This is a genomic window from Acidobacteriota bacterium, assembly GCA_016713675.1.
Taxonomy (GTDB): Bacteria; Acidobacteriota; Blastocatellia; order Pyrinomonadales; family Pyrinomonadaceae; genus OLB17.
In genome coordinates, this window is sequence record JADJOS010000001.1 from 1,375,465 (window position 1) to 1,395,784 (window position 20,320).

The 20,320-nt window shown below is 52.8% G+C and carries 15 protein-coding genes; 9 read left to right on the plus strand and 6 right to left on the minus strand.

Translation table 11 applies throughout. The annotated features are described in order from the left end of the window. Positions 1-3: 3 nt before the first annotated feature. Complete coding sequence (locus IPK01_06255; GenBank protein ID MBK7933093.1) at positions 4-456, minus strand: DUF1569 domain-containing protein; 453 nt, start codon at positions 454-456, stop codon at positions 4-6. Between the two features lie 48 nt (positions 457-504). Next, a complete protein-coding gene (locus tag IPK01_06260; GenBank protein ID MBK7933094.1) occupies positions 505-3,153 on the minus strand; it encodes a protein kinase in 2,649 nt (882 codons plus the stop codon). 291 nt (positions 3,154-3,444) lie between these two features. On the opposite strand from IPK01_06260, the gene IPK01_06265 reads away from it, so the two are divergent. From IPK01_06265 to hemW, 5 genes are all read left to right on the plus strand, one after another. Then, positions 3,445-4,053: a redoxin domain-containing protein gene (locus IPK01_06265; GenBank protein MBK7933095.1), complete on the plus strand. Its 609-nt coding sequence runs from the start codon at positions 3,445-3,447 to the stop codon at positions 4,051-4,053. A gap of 118 nt (positions 4,054-4,171) precedes the next feature. Then, the gene (locus tag IPK01_06270) at positions 4,172-4,942 is read left to right on the plus strand and encodes a TlpA family protein disulfide reductase (GenBank protein ID MBK7933096.1); all 771 of its coding nucleotides are present in this window, start codon (positions 4,172-4,174) and stop codon (positions 4,940-4,942) included. A 7-nt stretch (positions 4,943-4,949) separates the two neighbouring features. After that, entirely contained in the window at positions 4,950-5,450 is a 501-nt protein-coding gene (locus tag IPK01_06275) for a hypothetical protein (protein ID MBK7933097.1), read from the plus strand. Between the two features lie 116 nt (positions 5,451-5,566). After that, a complete protein-coding gene (gene purL / locus IPK01_06280) occupies positions 5,567-7,831 on the plus strand; it encodes a phosphoribosylformylglycinamidine synthase subunit PurL (GenBank protein ID MBK7933098.1) in 2,265 nt (754 codons plus the stop codon). Positions 7,832-8,026: 195 nt separating this feature from the next. Further along, the gene (hemW, locus tag IPK01_06285; protein MBK7933099.1) at positions 8,027-9,184 is read left to right on the plus strand and encodes a radical SAM family heme chaperone HemW; all 1,158 of its coding nucleotides are present in this window, start codon (positions 8,027-8,029) and stop codon (positions 9,182-9,184) included. On the opposite strand, the gene IPK01_06290 is transcribed toward hemW, so the two are convergent. Together IPK01_06290 and IPK01_06295 are read right to left on the minus strand one after the other, a co-directional pair. Then, the gene (locus tag IPK01_06290) at positions 9,181-10,692 is read right to left on the minus strand and encodes a 5'-nucleotidase C-terminal domain-containing protein (GenBank protein ID MBK7933100.1); all 1,512 of its coding nucleotides are present in this window, start codon (positions 10,690-10,692) and stop codon (positions 9,181-9,183) included. The two genes, hemW and IPK01_06290, sit on opposite strands and share 4 nt — an antisense overlap. Positions 10,693-10,702: 10 nt before the next feature. Beyond that, a complete protein-coding gene (locus tag IPK01_06295; GenBank protein ID MBK7933101.1) occupies positions 10,703-11,497 on the minus strand; it encodes a tryptophan 2,3-dioxygenase in 795 nt (264 codons plus the stop codon). A 347-nt stretch (positions 11,498-11,844) separates the two neighbouring features. On the opposite strand from IPK01_06295, the gene IPK01_06300 reads away from it, so the two are divergent. Continuing rightward, positions 11,845-12,054, plus strand: a complete 210-nt coding sequence (locus IPK01_06300; GenBank protein ID MBK7933102.1) for a cold-shock protein — start codon at positions 11,845-11,847, stop codon at positions 12,052-12,054. A gap of 330 nt (positions 12,055-12,384) precedes the next feature. Next, the gene (locus IPK01_06305) at positions 12,385-15,783 is read left to right on the plus strand and encodes a carboxypeptidase regulatory-like domain-containing protein (GenBank protein MBK7933103.1); all 3,399 of its coding nucleotides are present in this window, start codon (positions 12,385-12,387) and stop codon (positions 15,781-15,783) included. Positions 15,784-15,792: 9 nt separating this feature from the next. On the opposite strand, the gene IPK01_06310 is transcribed toward IPK01_06305, so the two are convergent. Continuing rightward, entirely contained in the window at positions 15,793-16,113 is a 321-nt protein-coding gene (locus IPK01_06310; protein ID MBK7933104.1) for a hypothetical protein, read from the minus strand. Between the two features lie 146 nt (positions 16,114-16,259). Here IPK01_06310 and IPK01_06315 point away from each other — a divergent pair, with 146 nt between their 5' ends. After that, on the plus strand, positions 16,260-17,633 hold the full coding sequence (locus IPK01_06315) for an L-seryl-tRNA(Sec) selenium transferase (protein MBK7933105.1): 1,374 nt from the start codon (positions 16,260-16,262) through the stop codon (positions 17,631-17,633). Positions 17,634-17,693: 60 nt separating this feature from the next. On the opposite strand, the gene serC is transcribed toward IPK01_06315, so the two are convergent. Then, the gene (gene serC / locus IPK01_06320; GenBank protein MBK7933106.1) at positions 17,694-18,782 is read right to left on the minus strand and encodes a 3-phosphoserine/phosphohydroxythreonine transaminase; all 1,089 of its coding nucleotides are present in this window, start codon (positions 18,780-18,782) and stop codon (positions 17,694-17,696) included. Between the two features lie 207 nt (positions 18,783-18,989). On the opposite strand from serC, the gene IPK01_06325 reads away from it, so the two are divergent. Continuing rightward, positions 18,990-20,318, plus strand: coding sequence for a hypothetical protein (locus tag IPK01_06325; GenBank protein ID MBK7933107.1), 1,329 nt, complete (start codon positions 18,990-18,992; stop codon positions 20,316-20,318). The last annotated feature ends 2 nt before the right edge of the window (positions 20,319-20,320 follow it).

Genomic DNA, 20,320 nt, shown 5'->3' on the forward strand with positions numbered 1-20,320 from the left:
ATCTCAAACCCCAAACTGTTTCAAGTGATGGTCAATGTGCCGGTAAGCGAGTACACCCCATTCTTTCGCGCTCATTTTGCCGAAGAACGGATGATCGAGGCATTTGTGGTCGGTTGGCAGCGTGCCGAGTTTTTCGATCGACGTCAAAAGCAGCTCTCTGTCCGTATCAAATCCCTGAGGCGTGCGGCCTTTTTCCTGCTGGTTCATTTCGGGCGAGACCTTTACCTCTTTGGGCATCGGCAGCACATAGAGGATCAGCGGCTTGATGATGGTTCTGCCCATAAATGTGCTGCGGTCGGGCACACTCGCCTCGAACGGCAGTTCGCCCGCTTGAACAAGGTGCGACATCATCTGATCGGCGGTCATCTTGCCCCACAGCGGCGTTTCACCGCCCGTCAGTTTGCTGATCCGTCCGATGATCATTGACCTGGTATTTTCATCTCTAATAGTCGGCATAATTATTGAGCAGTTCGAACAGTAAGCTGCTTAGGCCCGCACCGAACCCTAACTTTTTGGTTTTATTGTTGAGAGCCAATTGATAATGATGTTGATCGGCGGCGGCGGAGCCTCTTTGGTCACGGCACCGGTTAAAAATCGATTGCCGTCCTTGCTCACCGAATATTCGCGGCCTTCGATCTTAAAGAGGATCTTTGGAGCATCGTTCTTAAACTCGTCGGTCGCGGTCACGGTGACCGCAACGAGGTTGCCGCCCGATATAAAATAGAGTTCTTTCCCGTCGCTCTTCCATTGAGGATTGACGCCGCCGCCGCTGGAAATACGCCACGAGCGTGTTGATTGGGGAAATTGCGTGACATATATCTCATCGACACCGGCGACATCGGATTGATATGCTACCCATTTTCCGTCCGGCGACACGCGGGCAAGCCGATCGCTGCCCTTGGTCTGGATCAGAGGCTGTGCGGCCCGGTCACCTTCGATCGGGATCGTCCAAATGTCCCTTTTCATGGTCACCAATACGAATTTCCCGTCCGGCGACCATGAACTTGGAAACGCACTTGACGTTACGTCCAGCAAACGGGTCTCGGGCATTACCCGATCTGCCGGCTTCAGGTAGGGATCCGACACACCGTCACGATTAGACGAAAAAGCAAACTGAGACCCGTCGTGCGACCACACCGGATACGAATTATCACCGTCGGATTTGTAATTGGTCGCCGTTCCACTTTGGAGCTCTATCAGCCAAAGAGAACGATTCCTGCTCGTTTCGTCACGGGTAACTGCCACAAATCGCTCGTCCGGCGACACACTGAAATTCAACCACTGTCCTGCCGGACCGGCAGGCCCCATTGACTTACCGTCACGGCCAAACCAACCCAGCTGGACAGTTTCCGATTCGACGCCTTCGACATAAGCCAAAACTCCATTCGCCGAAACCGCAAGCCGGGCGTTTCCTCGTCCGCTAACTTCGAGATTGCGAGCTACGGGAAACGGGTCGCCCTTCATCTCAAGCCTCCCGGCATCAAATGCACGCGCCAGCATGGTTGTTCGATCGGGAGCGTACAGTATGTAACCGGGATTCGCGAAATATGGCCTCGAAAGTCCGTCCGCAAACAACAGTTTGCGTTCCGGCTTACTCAATGATCCATAGTAAATACCTTGGCCTTCGCCGCCAGAGACCAAATACAAGTAATGATCGCCGTCCGGAAGAAAATTCGGACCGCTATGGCTCATTTCACCGGCGGCGGTGTCTAACTCTGTTGCCGGTTTAGGACTTCCGCCCGAAGCGTTTACTCGCATTAATCCCTTACCATCGCCATCGCCGAAGACTATTACACCATTTGTGCTCCATGACGCACCCGAGTTGCCGGATTCGGCCGGACATAACGTTTGGACGACGCCCGAACCGATGTCATACTTTTTGAGTTTGTTGTCGGCATAAAATGCAATATAACGTCCGTCCGGTGAAAAGACGGGGGAACTGCCGTCTTCTGTTCCTGCGATCGGCTCTGTCACAAAAGATTCAAAAGAGCGCATCCAAAGCTGGCGTTTGCGGTTGATATCCGAAGTGCTGAAAACGAGCTTTTTGCCGTCGGGTGAAAGAGTAATACCCGGAGCCCGCGATCCCGGGCCGACCGCACTTGCAGGCTGTTGTATTGAGAAGAATGTGACGGACCTATCGGCAGGCGGCCGCAGAAAGTACATTACCGCGAACGGCAACGCAGCCAAAAAAGCCAACCCCAAAACTGCCGCGGCTATCCAGCTCGCCCGGCCGCGAAGTAAAGGGGCTCTGCCCTCGTCCATTATCGCCCGGGCGGCTTGGGTCAAATTGGTCCCGGAGGCAGTCGACGAGACCGTCAAAGCCTCGATCGCGAAACCAAGATCCGATGTTGATTGGAATCTTCGCTCCGGGTTCTTTTCGAGACAGCGGTGAACAATTCGTTCGAGCCCGGGATTTATACTCGGGTTTGATACGGTAAGCTCTGCCGGCTCTTCTTTCAGGATCGCTGCCATTGTCTCGGCCATCGAATCACGCTGAAAGGCCCGCCGGCCGGTTATCATTTCGTGCAGAATGAGGCCGAAACTAAAAATGTCGGATCGGTGATCCGTGGTCTGTCCCCTTACCTGCTCAGGCGACATATAGCCGACCGTGCCCATCACGACGCCCGGCGTAGTGATCGCTTGATGTGTCGCCTCATCGAACGATTGATCTTGTGATTGCTCCCGGAGCTTGGCGAGCCCAAAATCTAGTATCTTGACCCTTTCATCTTTGGTGATGAATATATTTGCCGGTTTGAGATTGGGTTGGGCTAGTCCCTTTTCATGAGCGGCCGTCAGACCGCTTACAATTTGCCTGGCAAATGCGATGACCGATCGTTGAGACATCGGCCGCTCGCTAAGACGGTCACCTAACTCTTCGCCCTCAAGCAGCTCGGAAACCAGATATGGAGCGCCATCGTGGGCACCAAAATCAAAAACAGTAAGTATATTGGGATGATTCAGGGCCGAAGTTGCTTTTGCTTGCTGCTCGAAGCGAGCGACACGCTCTTTGTCGTCAACGATGTCGGCCATTAAAACCTTTAGCGCGACGTGACGGGAAAGCTCAGTGTCAAGCGCCGAATAGACGACCCCCATTCCTCCAGCCCCGATCTGGGAGCGAATTTCATAACGACCGATCTTTGTACCGGTTTTCATAAAAGAAACCCTACTTAACGAATATTAGCCCCTTCTCAACAAATGCTAGGTAAAAATTGTGGGATTCGCAGACTATATCATATTTTTCAGGTTCGTTCGCCGAGCAAAATGTCCCGGTGTTTGTTTCGTCAGTTCCCGCCGATCGTCGGAACCTCTGGCCCGGGGCGATCTTGTAAGGTGAAACCGTATCGTTACCATTGTCGTAAGAGAATAAAAGTTTGAAGTTGCAATGATCGAACTGTTAGACTGAACACATCCAAAAGGCCGAATTTTTTAATGAGGTAAGAATTTATGAAACGAGTAGCTATTTTGTTCACATTTCTTTTTGCTCTGGCGGTTGCAGCGAACGCTCAGGGATTGGCGGTTGGCGGTACAATTGAAAACTTTTCACTTTCAAACATTGATGGCAAGACAGTTAGCCTCAATGAATTGAAAGGCAAGAACGGCGCAGTTATAATGTTCGTTTCGTCGCAGTGCCCGGTCGTTAAGCTTTACAACGAAAGAATGAACCAGATCGCTGCTGATTATGCCGCCAAGGGTATCGCGTTCATCGGAATCAATTCGAACGCGACCGAAATGGACAAAGCGGCCGCCAAACCGCTCGATTGGGGTCGGGCACACATTACTGAGACATACAAATTCCCGGTCCTTTTCGACAAGGGAAATGTATTGGCGGACAAACTAGGAGCGTCGGTGACGCCTGAGGCGTACTACCTTGATGCCAATAATGTGCTGCTATATCACGGAGCGATCGACAATGACCGTTCGGGTGAGAACATAACCGAAACGTACCTTCGGACGGCATTTGATACGTCGTTGGCCGGTAAAAAGATCGAACGCGTCAAGGCAAATGCATTTGGCTGCACGATTAAACGAGCAGTTGCAGCAGATACAAAATGAGACGATCAATATTCGGATCAGGTGCGTTTCTGTGCCTGATCTTTGTTTGCGCTTTGGCTGCTGACACCGCCGGACAGGCCGTAGGTACGGCCAAAGCCGCGGCAAAAAAGTAGTTCAGATCGATACTGCCAAGCTGGAAACGCTCCTCAAGCCGAACGGCAGGCCGCTGCTGGTCAATTTCTGGGCGACATGGTGCGATCCGTGCCGCGAAGAGTTTCCAGATCTGGTAAAGCTCGACGCGGAATATAAAGGAAAACTCGACGTGATCACGATCTCGCTAGACGACCTTGTTGAAATAGATCGTGACGTGCCTAAGTTCCTGGGCGAAGTGAAGGCAGATATGCCGGCCTATCTGCTCAAGACCGCAGACGAGGATGCGGCGATCCGGCTCGTGTCGAAAGATTGGGCAGGCAACCTGCCGCTGACGGTCTTGATCGATACCGAAGGCCGGACCACATACCAGAGAAACGGTAAATTCCGTTACGAAACACTGAAAGAGAACATTGCCCGGACGCTCGGCGATCCGCCGTCAGGATTTGGCATCATCGATGTTGTCGAAATCGTTAAGGTGGTGGGCGGCAATCGTGACGAAGCTAGATATTATTACGAAAACAATTGGCGTGTTTATCGTGAAGCCGCGGTAAAACGCGGAATTATCGAATCGTTCGAGTATGTCGAGACAGCCACTAAGGACGCGGCGTTCGACATCATCCTGATTACACGTTACGCAAACGAAGAACAATACAAGAATAGCGAAAAGGCCTTTGAACCGATATTGAAGGAATTGCGCCCCAAAGGTCCGCTGCTCAGGGGCTCGATACAGCCCGATTCATTTCGGCAGATCGTACATTCGTATGTCGGCAAGACGGTATTTCGATCGGTAAAATAGGAGATCTATGTTTAAAACTATCGAAGATTTCAGAACAGCTTGGGACTACGAGGCAGAGATGACGGGCAAAGCACTGCTCAACCTGACCGATGAGTCGCTGGGACAAAAGGTAAACGAGGATGGCCGCACGCTTGGCTTTATCGCCTGGCATTTGGCCGTGACTCTCGGCGAAATGCTCGGGAAGGTCGGGTTAACGATCGACGCTCCAGCCGAAGACGCCGAATGTCCTACGAGTGCCGCTGAGATCGCCCGTATCTACGGCATCGGCGGCAAGTCGGTCGGCGATGAGGTCTCGAAAAACTGGACGGCCGAAACGCTCCTAATCGAGGACGATATGTACGGCGAAACATGGTCACGCGGCATGACGCTGTTCTACCTGATCGCCCATCAAACACATCATCGCGGACAAATGACGGTGCTGATGCGACAAGCGGGCCTTCGTGTTCCGGGGATCTACGGACCTGCGAAAGAAGAATGGGCGGCGTTTGGTGCTCCGGCGGCACCGTAGCTGAACCGCAGTTGCGTAATTTACAGAGAGTTTATGCCCTCGGATTTGATAATCATATCCGAAACGCATAAACTCTTTTGTTTATTTCGAGTGACTTTTTTGGCTCTTACAAACCGATGACGAGTATTACCGCAGAGATAGTAGAACAGCACGGCCTTAAGCCTGACGAATACGAAAAGATCAAACAATTGATGGGCCGCGAGCCTAATCTGACTGAGCTTGGTGTTTTCAGTGTGATGTGGTCTGAGCATTGCTCGTATAAATCTTCGCGTGTGCATCTTAAACGCCTGCCGGTAGCCGGGCCGCGAGTGATCGTGCCGCCGGGCGAGAATGCCGGTGTGCTGGATATCGGCGACGATTGGTGTGTGGCGTTCAAGGTCGAATCGCACAATCACCCGAGTTTCATCGAGCCGTTTCAGGGGGCGGCGACCGGAGTTGGCGGTATTTTGCGCGACGTATTTACGATGGGAGCTAGGCCGATCGCGGCGATGAATTCGCTTCGTTTTGGACCGCTTGATGATGCGAAGCACGGTAGCCGAAACAAGTCCATTTTGAAAGGCTGTGTCGAAGGCATCGGGCATTACGGTAATTGTTTTGGCGTGCCGACGGTCGGCGGTGAGGTCGTGTTTGACGAATCGTACAGCCTAAATCCGCTTGTTAACGCATTCGCGCTGGGAATCGTCCGCAAAGATCAGATATTTTTCGGTAAAGCTTCGGGAATTGGGAATCCTGTGCTTTATGCGGGTGCAAAGACCGGCCGCGATGGCATTCATGGTGCGACGATGGCATCGGCGGAGTTTGATGACGAAGCGCTCGAAAAGCGCCCGACGGTGCAGGTTGGCGATCCTTTTCTTGAAAAGCTATTGCTCGAAGCCTGTCTCGAGGCAATGCGGAGCGGTGCGATCGAAGGCATCCAGGACATGGGAGCTGCCGGATTGACGTCGTCGTCGGTCGAAATGGCAGCTCGTGCCGGCACCGGCCTCGAACTCGATCTGACGCTCGTTCCGCAGCGTGAGACCGGAATGACAGCCTACGAGATGCTGCTCTCAGAATCGCAGGAGCGGATGCTGATCGTTGCCCGAAAGGGACGCGAAAAGGAGATCGTCGAGATATTCAACAAATGGGACCTTGATGCGGTCGTTGTCGGCCGTGTCGTCGAAGGCGACCGCCTCAAGATAATGCATAACGGCGTTCTCGAGGCAGATCTTCCGGTTCTCGCGTTGACCGACGAGGCCCCTAAGTATAATCGGCCAATGGCGAAGCCAAGTTTCGAATCCCAAGTTCTTAGTTTCGAGTCGGGCCGATCTTCTCTTAACTCGGAACTCGAAACTCCGAACTCGGAACAGGCGTTGAAAACGCTGCTTGCTTCGACCAATATTTGCTCAAAACGCTGGGTCTATGAGCAGTACGATTCGATGGTGCGGACGAATACTGTTATAACGCCCGGCGCGGATGCGGCGGTCGTTCGGGTGAAGGAAACCCGGCGTGCGATCGCGATGTGCCTTGACGGCAACGGTAAATTCACGGCGATCAACCCACGCGAAGGTGCCAAGCTTGCAGTTGCCGAGGCTGCACGCAATGTCGTCTGCGTTGGTGCAAAACCGATCGGCGTGACAAATTGTCTTAACTTTGCGTCGCCGGAACGTCCAGAAGTGATGTGGAGTTTCTCCGAGGTCGTCGACGGCATCGCCGAGGCGTGCAACGCATTTGAATCGCCGATCGTCTCGGGCAATGTGTCGTTCTACAACGAGACTGACGGAAAAGGAATACTCCCGACACCGACGATCGGCATGGTCGGCCTGATCGATGACACGCGCAAGATCATCACACACGGATTTAAGAAAGAGGGCGACATCATTGCCGTACTAGGTGATACGAAAGACGATCTTGCCGCCAGTGAATATGCACAGACCATTCTCGGACGGACAACCGATGAACTGATCGAAAACGGTGAAGTGCCGAAGATCGATCTGGCCCGGGAACGCCTTGTTCAGGACACTCTTCTCACACTCGCTGACAAAATGCTGCTTTCGTCTGCTCACGACTGCTCGGACGGCGGCCTCGCCGTTGCTATCACCGAAAGCTGCTTTTCGTCGCTCGGACGACACACAATTGGTGCCAATATTGATATCTCCGATAATGGGCTCTCGGCCGAATCTATTCTATTCGGCGAATCACCGTCACGGATCGTCATCAGCTTTGCTGCCGAACATCTCGAAGCCGTCAAAGACACCGTATCCGATTGTTCGTTCGAAGTGATCGGTACTGTTACCGGCAAAGAACTTCGAATTGCGGTCGCAGGGGAAGACAAGGTCAGCGTTCCCGTTGACGAACTCGAATCGGCTTGGGCAAATCGTCTTAAGGACACGCTCGAATCGTAAGAAATAGACATTTCTAATAGAACGATCGAAAAAAAATTATGGATGCCCTTTTGATCGGAGTGCGAAAGATCGACCAGGAGGCCCCCTAATTCGGCTTCGGTCAAAGACCCAAAACCGGATGCATGGCCCGATCCGAATACGTTTGACTAACGTCGGCCTTGATACCTGAGCCCGCGGGGCTTAGTCTTTATCACAATGAGTCTCGCCGGCGTTTATATTCATATTCCATTCTGCAAGTCGCGGTGTTCGTACTGCGATTTTGCGACAGACGTCTGGCGAAGTGATGCGGGAGTAGAAAGATACGTCAGAGCGTTGTGCCTCGAGATCGAGTCGTTTCGACCGATCCACGGCAAAGCCCCGTTTCGTTACGGGTCGGATCTCGTGCCGACCATCGACACGGTCTATTTCGGCGGAGGTACGCCGTCTCTGTTGTCACCCAAACAGCTCGAAACGGTTCTGACTTCTGTTCGATCAAAATTTAGCGTTGAACCTTCGGCTGAAATTACGATGGAGATGAATCCGGCGACCGTTACTCCGGAATCACTTGCAGCGTTTCGCTCACTGGGCGTCAATCGTGCCAGCTTTGGGGTGCAAACGTTTGATGACCGTGCGCTCAAACTCTTGGCGCGCGGACATGACGCAAATGACGCAAGGGCAACGTTTGCGATGCTTCGCGATGCCGGTTTCGAAAATGTGAGTTTCGATCTTATCGCCGGATTGCCGGGCCAAACCCTTCAGGATTGGGAACAAAATCTAGATAAGGCGATCGATCTGTCGCCCGAGCACATGTCGCTCTACCTTCTCGAAATACACGAAGGGACACCTCTCGCCGAACAAGTTCGGAGCAAACGGCAACCTCAGCCTGATCCGGAAGTTGCGGCCGAAATGTACGAAATGATGCTCGACCGTTTGGCAGCGGCCGGGTACGAGCAGTACGAGATCTCAAATTTCTCTCGGCCGGGGTTCGGATCGCGGCACAATTCGAAATACTGGATGCTCGATCCCGTTTTTGGATTTGGCGTTTCGGCACACTCATTTGACGGCCGACAGCGGTACGCAAACGAACGCGATACGGCGAAATATGTCTCAATGGCGGAAAATTCAGGTTCTGCCGAGGTGTTTCGTGAGGATATCGATCTGGCTTCGGAGTCGGCATTTCTCGGCCTCCGGTTGGAACGAGGCGTCGATCTCGGTGAGTTCTCTCAGAGGTTTGGGATCGATCTTTCCGACAAATACCGAACAGAGATCAAACAGCTGAGCGACGACGGCCTTGTCGAGGTCGGGAAAACAAAAATAAAGCTCACCCGAAAGGGCAAGCTTTATTCGAACGAAGTTTTTAGTGTTTTTGTCTAGTTGATCCGCTTAATACGGCCGTCGAGGACCGGTGAGATCGTTGCATTCGGCGATGATTTGATCGCGGCCTCGAACATGTCCGAGTCTTTCGGAGCAGTTGCGGCATTGGTCAACAGCTTGCCATCCTTGAACATCGTATAGCCGTCGCCCGATCGAGACACGAGAAAATCGGACGTTGCGACCGTGTATGTTTTTGCCTCGTCGAGCGGTGCTCCGCCGACCGTGACAGAAACAACACGGCTGCCGGCCGGCTTGGTGGTGTCGTATTCAAACCTTACGCCCGAAACCTGCGGAAACCTTTCCGGTTCCGAATCCTCGCCGGGGCCGCTGCGGGCGACGCCGTGTTCGAGGATCTGTTTGAGAACCTTGCCGGCCATCTCGACCTTAACGATCGGATTGTTGAACGGCAATATCGAAAGAACGTCGCGTTTTGTCAGCACGCCGGGCTCGTAGGTCAGATCGGCCCGGATCGAACCGCCGTTAACAAAACCGATATCAGCACCGGCCGCGTTGCGATATGCTTCGGCGATAAAATTGCCGACGTTCGTCTCCTTTTGCCGGTTCGAGTGCGAGAGAGCGTCAAGCTGCACTGATGTCGCTCCGACCCTGACAGCGAGCTGTTCGAGCAGGCCGCGGTATTTTTCAAATACAGGTGCGAATTCCGGTGCATCGGCGATCTTGTCCGTCACGGGTATGATCTCCCAATCCAGACTAACGAGCTGCTTTGTCCGGGAGTCAAAGTTCAGATTGAATTTGCCCATTTCACGGGCATCGGCGGTCATTTTGAAGATCGGTGTACCGTTCGACGATGATTGAAGAAGAGAATGCTCGTGGCCGCCCAGAATAAGGTCGAATTGGGCACATTTCGCCAGTTCCTTGTCCTGTGTCATCGAAAGATGCGTCAGGCCGACCACGGCGTTGACCTTTGCCTTTTTTCGCATTTCCGTGACCAGCTTTTTGGCAAGGCTGCAATAATCGGTGACGGCCAGGCTATCCTCCATTGACGATGTTTGCTTTGTTTCAGGCAGCAAGAACGCGACTATGCCGATCTTGATACCGCCGATCTCTTTGACCACAAATGGCGGAGTATCTCCAAAGATCTTGCCGGTTTTGGTATCAATGATGTTCGCGCCAAGCCACGTGAATTTCGATTCCTTCATCCGGGCGAGCAGTTCAGGCGTCTTGATGTCGAATTCATGATTGCCGAAAACCGCGTAGTCGAGACCGACCGCATTCCAGGCGTCGATCATCTGTGCTCCTTTATATGTTCGCGTTTCGACCGATGGCGAAACGGTATCGCCGCCAAGCGTGAAGATCGTATTCGGATTTTCTGCAATCGCCTGTTTCCTTAGCGTCAAAAGCCGCGCGAGGCCGCCTTTTTTTCCGCCTTCGACAGGTGCGAATTGGTATACATCATTGACGTGGAGAAACGTAACACGGACGTTTTGCCCGAATGCGAATGACGAAAGGAGGAATACAAAAATGACGATCGCTGATCTATTAAACATATTTGCCGCCTTATGCCGGTGTTCCGGCTTTCAAGTGAGTCCTGGCTTCCCAGATCTCGGGAAAGAATTTCTTTGTGAGTGTTGTCATTAAATAGCCGACGCCTTCGCTGCCGCCGGTGCCGCGTTTCATCCCCAACATGCGTTCGACCATCAGGACATGGTGATACCGCCAGAGCGATATGTTCTCGTCATGGTCGATCAAAAGGTCCTGCATGATAAAAAGATCGGCGTTCTGCTCAGGATGCGTCAGGATCTCGACGATCGAGGCGACCTTCTCGTCACGGTCGGCGACCGCAAATCCCTGCTGCGAGAGCAATGCCCAAAATGCGTCGCCGAGGCTCGGCTGGTGAAAACGTTCCTTCAGCCTCAAATAGGCGTACTCATCAAACTTGAAGAACTCAAGTATCTTCTCGTCCTTTTGCCCGGAGATGAACTCAACTTCGCGAAACTGCATCGACTGAAAACCGCTGGCCGGATTGAGTTTGTCGCGGAACTCAAGAAAGCCGATCTGCGCCATCGATTCGAGAATGTGTATCTGCGAGACCAGCACCTTTTCGATCGAAGTCACCGCCCTGAGGCTGTGGTTGACGCGGAACGGGCGGCCTTCGCCGAGCCATTTTATCGTCGCGTCTAGCTCGTGCAGTATCTGTTTGAACCAGAGCTCATAGGTCTGATGAATGACGATGAAGAGCAGTTCGTCGTGGCTGGTCGGTTCCGAAAGCGTCGTCTGGAGATCGATGAGCTGCGGAACCTTGAGATATTCGTTGTAAGAAAGCAGGCTGTCTTGTCCGTATTCGTTTGCCATTTTTGAGGGGTCGAGCGCTGTAAAACCAAGCTTTATCTTCTGTTATAGCCTAATTTATGTCAATTTTCGACAAATTGGAGCAAAACCTCTTGACACGACCGCCCTTATTGGTTAAATTTTCCTTCGTCAATCAAATAACACTCTCGAATTTATCCCGAAGATCTTGCAGTTTAAGATTTTTACCGACGCAACCGAGCAAACTGACTCGATTGCCTCGCGAGTCGGTAAATTCTCCCGACCTTGAGCGTCCCCATTGATTGCTTTACTTGGACGAAAGCGTTTTCCGACACCGCCGACCGACAAGGGTTTTGTATCATGATTTGCAGTTTTAGGAGGAATTACACAAAATGCCGAAAGCAATAGGCAAGGTCAAATGGTTTAACAATGCCAAGGGTTACGGATTTATCGAGCAGCCCGGCGAACAGGACATATTTGTCCATTACAGTGCTATCACGGGGGACGGCTACAAGACCCTGATACAGGGCCAAGATGTCGAATATGAAGTGACCAACGGACCGAAGGGCCCGCAGGCCGAGAACGTCGCGACGGTCGACTAAACATCACACTATTTACCATCACAGAGCTGCTCCGGAAACAAGGTTTCGGGAGCAGCTTTTGTTTCTGCATATATGGCAATGGTCGAATTCGCGAACAAAAGGCAATGAATTCGTCTGACGACAGATCCTAGGTTTTTGGTTCAAATCGGTGTAAAATCCATTCGCACTTAATTCTAATTGGAAGCGCCAGAAACAATATTCAAAACCGGACACATAGTTTGGGCAGCTCGAGACTGTTTGATCCGAACCGTCGCTACTGTGGGCGCCGAACATCTCTCAGGAGGCTGGGATCTAGGTAGGTCCGACATTTTCCATTAACGATCTAAAATCATGAAAAAGCTAAAGTCGCTACGTATTCCGTCAATCCGTTCACTCTTTCTCGCCGGTGCAGTTCTTTCGATCGGTGTATTTACGCTCGCTGCAGTTCTAACGCGGCCGGCCGATCCTAAGTCAAAGTTTCTCAAAAAGGAAAAAGGCGAAGGCGGGAAGAAGAAGGACGGCCCGGCAGAGCGGCTCGAGCAGGAAATCAGGATGACGAAAGATCCTGCGCTCGGATATGTGCCTACGGAGCGGTTACTGGCGGCGAAAGAGTATAAGGATGCGCTGATGCGCGACAACATCGCACCGATCAGCGGTGTGACCTGGAAAGAACAGGGGCCGAACAACGTAGGCGGGCGAACTCGTGCGATCATGGTCGACCCAAATGACGGCACAGGCAACACGGTCTGGGCGGGCAGCGTCGGCGGCGGTCTGTGGAAGACGACGAACATGAACTCCGCAACGCCCAATTGGGCTCCGGTCAATGATCTGTTCGGCAATCTGGCTGTGACATCAATTGCCTACGACCCGTCGAATACACAGGTAATGTATTTCGCCACCGGCGAGGGCTATTTCAACCTTGACGCCATTCAGGGGTTTGGTGTGTGGAAAACCACAAATGGCGGTACGTCCTGGGTACAGTTGGCATCAACGACGGGAGCCGCGTTCAACTTTTGCCATAAAGTGGTGGTCAACAGTACCGGAATCGTATTTGTGGCGACCGGAACCGGCGGCGTTCAGCGTTCGGCAAACGGCGGATCGACCTTTACTAAAGTTCTCGGCACTGGCCTTGGGATCACCGGTGCCGCCAGTAATAGATCATATGATGTCGAAGTAGCGAGCAACGGCGACGTCTATGGATCACTCGATGGTTCGATCCATAAGTCGACCAATGCCGGAGTTACGTTTGCAGCAGCACAAACATTGCCGATCGCAGGGTCGAGGATCGAAATTGCGTGTGCGCCGAACGATTCAAATTACGTTTACGCCCTTGTCGAAAACGGTAGTGCGGTAAACGGCATCTTGCGAACTGTGGATGGCGGCACGACGTGGACTTCGAGGACCGAGCCGGCGGATGCCGATCCGGGAGTCGGAACAACGGATTTTTCTCGGGGGCAGGCGTGGTACGACCTCGCGATAGCGGTCGACCCAAACAATCGTAATCGACTATACGTCGGCGGCATCGACCTTTTTGTCAGCGGTGACGGTGCCGGCACATGGACGCAGGTCGCTCATTGGTACGGCGGATTTGGTTTTCAATACGTTCATGCCGACCAGCACAATATCGTTTTTCAGAACGGTAGTTCGTCGATCGCCTATTTTGTTAATGATGGAGGTGTCTATCGTACAACGAACGCTGAAACGGCTGCGCCAACGATCGACGCCCGCAGCGGTAACTACAGAACTGCTCAATTCTATGCTGCAGCGATGCATCCGACGGCACTGACCACATATTATCTCGCCGGTGCACAGGACAATGGAACTCAGCAATTCAATACGTCGGGGCCGCAGGCGACGGTCGAGGTCACCGGTGGCGACGGGGCCTTTACTCACATTGACCAGGACGAGCCGCAGTTTCAATTTACGCAGTATGTTTACAACGATTACTATCGTTCGAATGATGGCGGGGCCTCATGGACCAATTTCAGTACGGGAGGCGGACAGTTCATCAACCCGACGGACTACGACGATGTGAATGACAAGCTTTATGCCTCCAACGGCAACAACAACTACTTGCGATGGGATAATCCTCAAACAGGCGGTACGTTCGTGACAGTTGCCGTTGCCGCATTCAACTCTTACGTCTCGGCGGTAAAGGTTTCGCCAAACACTGCAAACGTAGTCTTTTTCGGAACCGGAGCCGGACGTGTTGTACGAGTAGATTCGGCCAATACAGGAGCTCCGACCAGTACGAACATAAGTACAGGTCTGCCTGCCGGGGGATATGTCTCGAGTGTCGAGGTTGAAACGGGAAATGATAACCACCTCTTGGTGACATATAGTAATTACGGCGTCAACAGCATATGGGAAAGCACGAACGGCGGCACCAGTTGGACCTCGGTCGAAGGCAACCTGCCTGATATGCCGATCCGCTGGGTTTTGTTTAATCCAAATAACAGCGATCAGGCGATCATCGCGACCGAACTCGGCGTTTGGTCAACCGATAACCTGAATGGCGGTTCTACGGTCTGGGGAGCTTCAAATTCGGGACTCGCTAACGTGCGGGTCGATATGCTGCAGGTCCGTCAGAGCGACAAATATGTGATCGCCGCGACCCACGGCCGCGGGCTTTACGCTTCGGATCTGTTTACGTCGCCGACGGCACTTTTCAATTCGAACAATAGGGTCACTTATGTTGGGCAGCCGGTATATTTTAATAGCAGCAGCTACCAGGCGACCTCGTGGTCGTGGGATTTTGGCGACGGCTCGGCCCTAAATACGCTCGAAAACCCGGGACATCTGTATCAAACCGCCGGAAAATTTACGGTAACGTTGACCATCAACGGCGGTGCTTCATCGGTAACAAAGACACAGTATATTCACGTCCTGCCAAACCGCGGAACACCATATGCCCCATCGGACGGCGGCGGATTCGAAACTAACCCGGACGATTTTGGCGTCAACACGGTGGCGGGAACAGCCTGGCAGCGAGGCAATAGTGCAGTTGCCGGCAAAAATGGAACGAACGGCGGCAGCAGTGCATGGGTCACGGGGCTTGTCGGAAACTATGTAGATAATTCGGATTCGAGCCTGTTGACGCCAAACTATAATTTCACAGCGGCCGGAACCTATACATTGCGATTCTCGACAAAATTTGCGACCGAAACAGGCTTCGATGGCTTTCGGGTCGAATACACGCTTGATAAGGGAGCAACGTGGACAACTCTCGGCACGGCGGTTGCCGCTAATTGGTACAACAACGCCAACAACTCCGGTTCGACGTCGTTTCCGGCCAACGAAGCGTTCTTTTCAGGGTCCCAAGCCGTATATGCTCTTAAGACACGGGACGTCTCATTTTTGGCGGGGAATGCTAGTGTTGCATTTCGTTTCAAGTTTAGATCGGATGTTACCGTCCCTGCCGCCGGTGTTGCCGTTGATGATTTTGATATAGTAGGCCCGGTCAATGCACCCATGGCTCCGACGGCAGCGGGTGCGTCGATCTCAGGCCGCGTGACGACGGCAGACGGCAGAGGTATTGTGAACGCCGCGATCACAATCACAGGCAACAGCCTGCAGCAGCCCAAGCGCGTCAAGACATCGTCGTTCGGATACTATTTCATCGATGGCCTGCAGGCCGGAGAGACATATGTCGTGACGATCAATTCGAAACGCTACACATTCTCAGTGCCGAGCCGTGTCATCAGCTTGAACGATAGTGTCGGGGATATTGATTTTGCGGCGGAGCAGTAACGGCCGGAACTAAAGCAATTCCTCGCCCTTTGCCTTGAGCATTCTTCGCCAGAGTTCGCGGTAAGAGGTGAAACGGGAAGTAAGGGTGTTGAAATAGTATCGCTGAGAGTAGCTTAGGCTTCGGTTGTCGGCGATTCGTTTGAGGTTCGCTTCCATGCGGGCACGTGCCTCGAAGGGCGGACGTTTGGTCGCACCGTTGAAATAGATGTCGAAATCGATCTTTAGTTTGCGGATATCGTCCTCGAGCCGCGAGAGCTGTTGGTCGACCGCAAGAGCGTCTTCCTGCTGCGAATTCAGGTTGCGGTAGAGCTTGTTGCCGATCATTGCCATGGTTGTATTGTCCTTGAGGCGGGAAAAGGGCCTGGGCGGCACCTATTTAAAGAAAATCGCTAAAGGACGAAAGTTTCCGCAATTTTCCCCGCTTTCTAATATAAAATAACCGCATGAAAGCTGTAGAGGCCATATCACGTGAGGCAATGCTTCGTGAGCTGCCGTCAATAGATGAATTGCTGCGCTCGGCCACGGGCGTATCGCTGCTTCCGCTTGCCGGGCCGATGTATTTGACTGTGCTGGCCCGTGGTGCGGTCGATGAAATGCGGAACCAGATCCTTGCTGGCGATGAAGATACGGCGGATGTTTTAGAGCGATGCGAATCACGTCTTGCCGAATTGTGGCAGCGGTCTCAGCGTGATGCCGTATGCCGTGTGATCAATGCGACCGGCGTGATCATTCATACAAACCTCGGCCGTGCACCTTATTCCGATGCAGCAAAGCGGGCGATCAGCGAGGTGGCCGCCGGTTACTGCACGCTCGAATACGATATCAAGACCGGCAACCGCGGGCGTCGCGGCTCGTATGCCGAGGCGATGATCGCCGAGCTGACCGGAGCCGAGTCGGCGTTGATCGTCAATAATTGTGCGGCGGCTGCATTTTTGGTGCTGTCGGTATTTGGAAAGGGCGGCGAAGTGATCGTTTCTCGCGGTGAACTGGTCGAGATCGGTGGTGATTTTCGTGTGCCGGATGTTTTAGAACAATCAGGTGCCGCACTTTGCGAGGTCGGGACAACGAACCGCACGAAAATTGCCGATTATGAAAAAGCGATCGGCGAGAACACGCGTTTGATCTTGCGTGTCCACCCGTCAAATTACAGAATAGTCGGGTTTACGGCAATGCCCGCGGTCAGCGAACTCGCGGATCTCGCCCATAAGAACGGCATTGTGCTCTACGATGATATCGGCTCAGGTGCGCTCATCGACCTCAGCAAATACGGACTCGCGGATGAACCAGTTGTGGCTGATTCGATCCGCGATGGTGCCGATATAGTCTCGTTCAGCGGCGACAAACTGCTCGGCGGTCCACAAGCCGGCATCATCGCCGGACGGAGTGAATTAATAGAACGCATTAGAAAACATCCGCTCTATCGGGCCTTGCGGGTCGATAAACTTGCGTATGCGGCCCTTGAGGCGACGCTTTTGTCCTATCGGCGAGGGGCGGCGATCGAAGAGATACCGGTACTCACGATGCTGTCGGCGACAAAGGACGAGGTCAACGCACAGACCATCAGATTTGCTGCCGCATTGCGTTCGCGGGTCGGTGAGAGCTCAACTTTGAATTTCGAAATTTTAGACTCCCGATCCGCCGTCGGCGGCGGTGCCGCACCACTGGCGATGCCCGAGACGGTCGTGCTCGCTATCTCGGATTCGCGATATTCTGCAGCAGAATTAGGTGAGCGGCTTCGCAACTCGACTCCGGCGGTTATTGGGCGGATCGAGGATGACAAGGTCTTGCTCGATCTGCGGACGGTCGGTGAGGCTGACGAAGAATTGTTGAACGTGTTGAGCCGAGTCTAATCAAAAGCGGAGGCGGTGTTGTTAAACCGGACTGTCAGGATCCAAATTGATCGCTGTCGGTCAACTGTTCCTTTGTGAAAATTCCTGCATAAAATCGACCAATTTAACGACACCGTCGCGGGGCATGGCGTTATAGATCGACGCTCGGACGCCGCCGAGAGACCGGTGGCCGCGAAGGCCGTCGAGGCCGACTTCTGTTGCTTCGGCGCAGAATTGTTCGTCGAGCTCGGGCGTTGGAAGGTGAAATGAGACGTTCATCATTGAGCGCACATCGCGACCTGCGTGGCCGGTGTAGTAACCGTCGCTTGAGTCGATCGCTTTATAAAGAAGGCCCGCTTTTTCGACATTTCGCTGCTCCATCGCCTCCACGCCGCCTTCGCCCTTAAGCCATTCGCACACCAGGCCGATCATGTAGATCGCCCAGGTGTTCGGTGTGTTCGCCATTGAAACGTTTTCGGCGATCGCACGGTAATCGAGCAGCGTGTGCAGCCCTTGCGGGACCTTTTCGAGCATTTCGTCGCGGATGAAAACGACCGCAACGCCGCTCGGGCCAATATTTTTCTGTGCACCGTTGTAGACGAGCGAATATTTGTCCCAATTGATCGGTTTCGACAAGATATTAGACGACATATCGCAGACGACCGGAATGCCGCCGCCGTCGATGTCGTATTTGAACTCGACGCCCTCAATAGTCTCATTCGCGACGTAATGGATATATTTGGCGTTGGGGCTGAAATTTAATTCGCCTTGCTCGGGCAGCGATTTGTAGCCTCCATCGGCATTGTTGTAGATGACATTGATGCTGCCGCATTTTTTCGCTTCGGCAAGGGCTTTGCGGCCCCAGAATCCCGTGATCACGTAATCTGCGGTTTCATCGGCAGCGAGGAAATTGATCGGCACCATCGAAAATTGCATCGACGCCCCGCCCTGCAGAAACAAGATGCGGAAATTATCGGGAACGCGGAGCAGATCGCGCAGGCCTTGTTCCGCATCGATCAGTATCTTCTCAAAGTGCAGCGAACGATGGCTGATCTCCATCACACTCATGCCGATACCGTTAACTGAGCGTATTTCGGCGGCGGCACGGTCTAGTACCGCGCCGGGCATCACCGCAGGGCCGGCACTGAAATTATAGACTTGTTGACTCATTTAACGATCCGATCTGCGTCTGCGAAGGTCATGCGAAAGGCAAAGATATCACAACGGCGAGTGATTTTGAACCTGGGTAAGTCAAGCTCTTTGTTTCAAATAATGCGGTAGTTTGGGTTAGAATAATGTAATAGCGACAAACCCTTTTTTTAAGGGCTACATCATACACGTGTCTGCAACAACAGACGTGCAAACTTGGAGGAACTTATGTTTCGGAAATCATTTATTTTGACCGCAATTATTTTTGCCGTTGCTGCAATGGGCGGTGTCAATGCATTTGGCCAGACGGCGGCAACCAGCGGGAAGGTCGAACTGCTGAAAGCTGATGGTACTCGTGAACCCGTTGCCGGAGCCGTTATTGAGGTATACCGTACAGATGTAAAATCGGGATTCCCGTCGAACAAGACTGGCAAGAAAGGCGATTTTGCATTTGCGGGCCTGCTTCTCGGTGCGACGTATGCCTTATCGGTCAGTGCGCCAAATTGTGAACCAAAGATATTTCCGGGCGTAAGAGCAGGGCAGGAGAAACTCTTGTTCACGATGCAGCCCGGCAACGGCAGAAAGCTTACCGAAGCCGAGGTCCGTGAATCACTTGCAAACCCCGCAAAGGCCGGCGATCCGGGCACCGCGAGCTCCGGTGAAAAAAAGGGTGAAAAATCAAAAGAACAGCTCGAGTACGAGGCAAAGGTCGCTGAGATAACAGCCAAGAATGAGAAAGCGGCAAAAAACTATGATGCAGTGAACCAACTGTTAAAAGAAGGTGCCGACGCCGTAAATGCAAAGAATTACGATGTGGCGATCGCAAAATATGACGAAGGTATAGCGATCGAACCTAATTTTGTCGGAAGTACGCCCGTGTTGCTGAACAATCGCGGTACATCGCTTAGACTTCGGGCGGTCGAGACCTACAACAAATCCGTAAAACTGACCGAGGTTTCTGAAAAAATAGCCGGTTATAACAAAGCGAAACAAGATATTCTTGATGCTGCGGATTCGCATATGCGTGCTTGGAAAATGACCAGCGAAGCTCCGGCAACTGAGATAAAGGATCCGGTATTCAATGACGGCAACAAACTGAATGCCACCCGTGAGGCGAAAGAGGCGTTTCGTATTGCAGTTGCTACCGAACAGGTCGATCCAGGCGTGATCGAGGCTGCAAAGGTGATGATTCCGCAATACGTTGCACTCGAGCCGGACGCGGCGAAGAAGGCCGGTGCGATGCTTATAATGGCAGATCTGTATCGTGTGGTCGGTGATTCGCCGAACGCCATCGTGGAATACAAAAAGATCCTTGAAACATCGCCGGAAAATCCTGACGCTCTCGCCGGCGTAGGTCTGAGCTTGGTAAATGAAGGTTACGTCAAGGAAGACAAGGCCATGCTGCAGGAAGCCGCAAATTATCTGCAGAAGTTTGTCAGCGTCGCACCTGACACTCACAAATACAAAGCAAACGCCGCCGAGGCTATTACGACGCTGAAGACACTCTCAAACGTCGCTCCGCAAAAGCCGGCAGCAACGCCTAAAAAGAAGCCGTAATA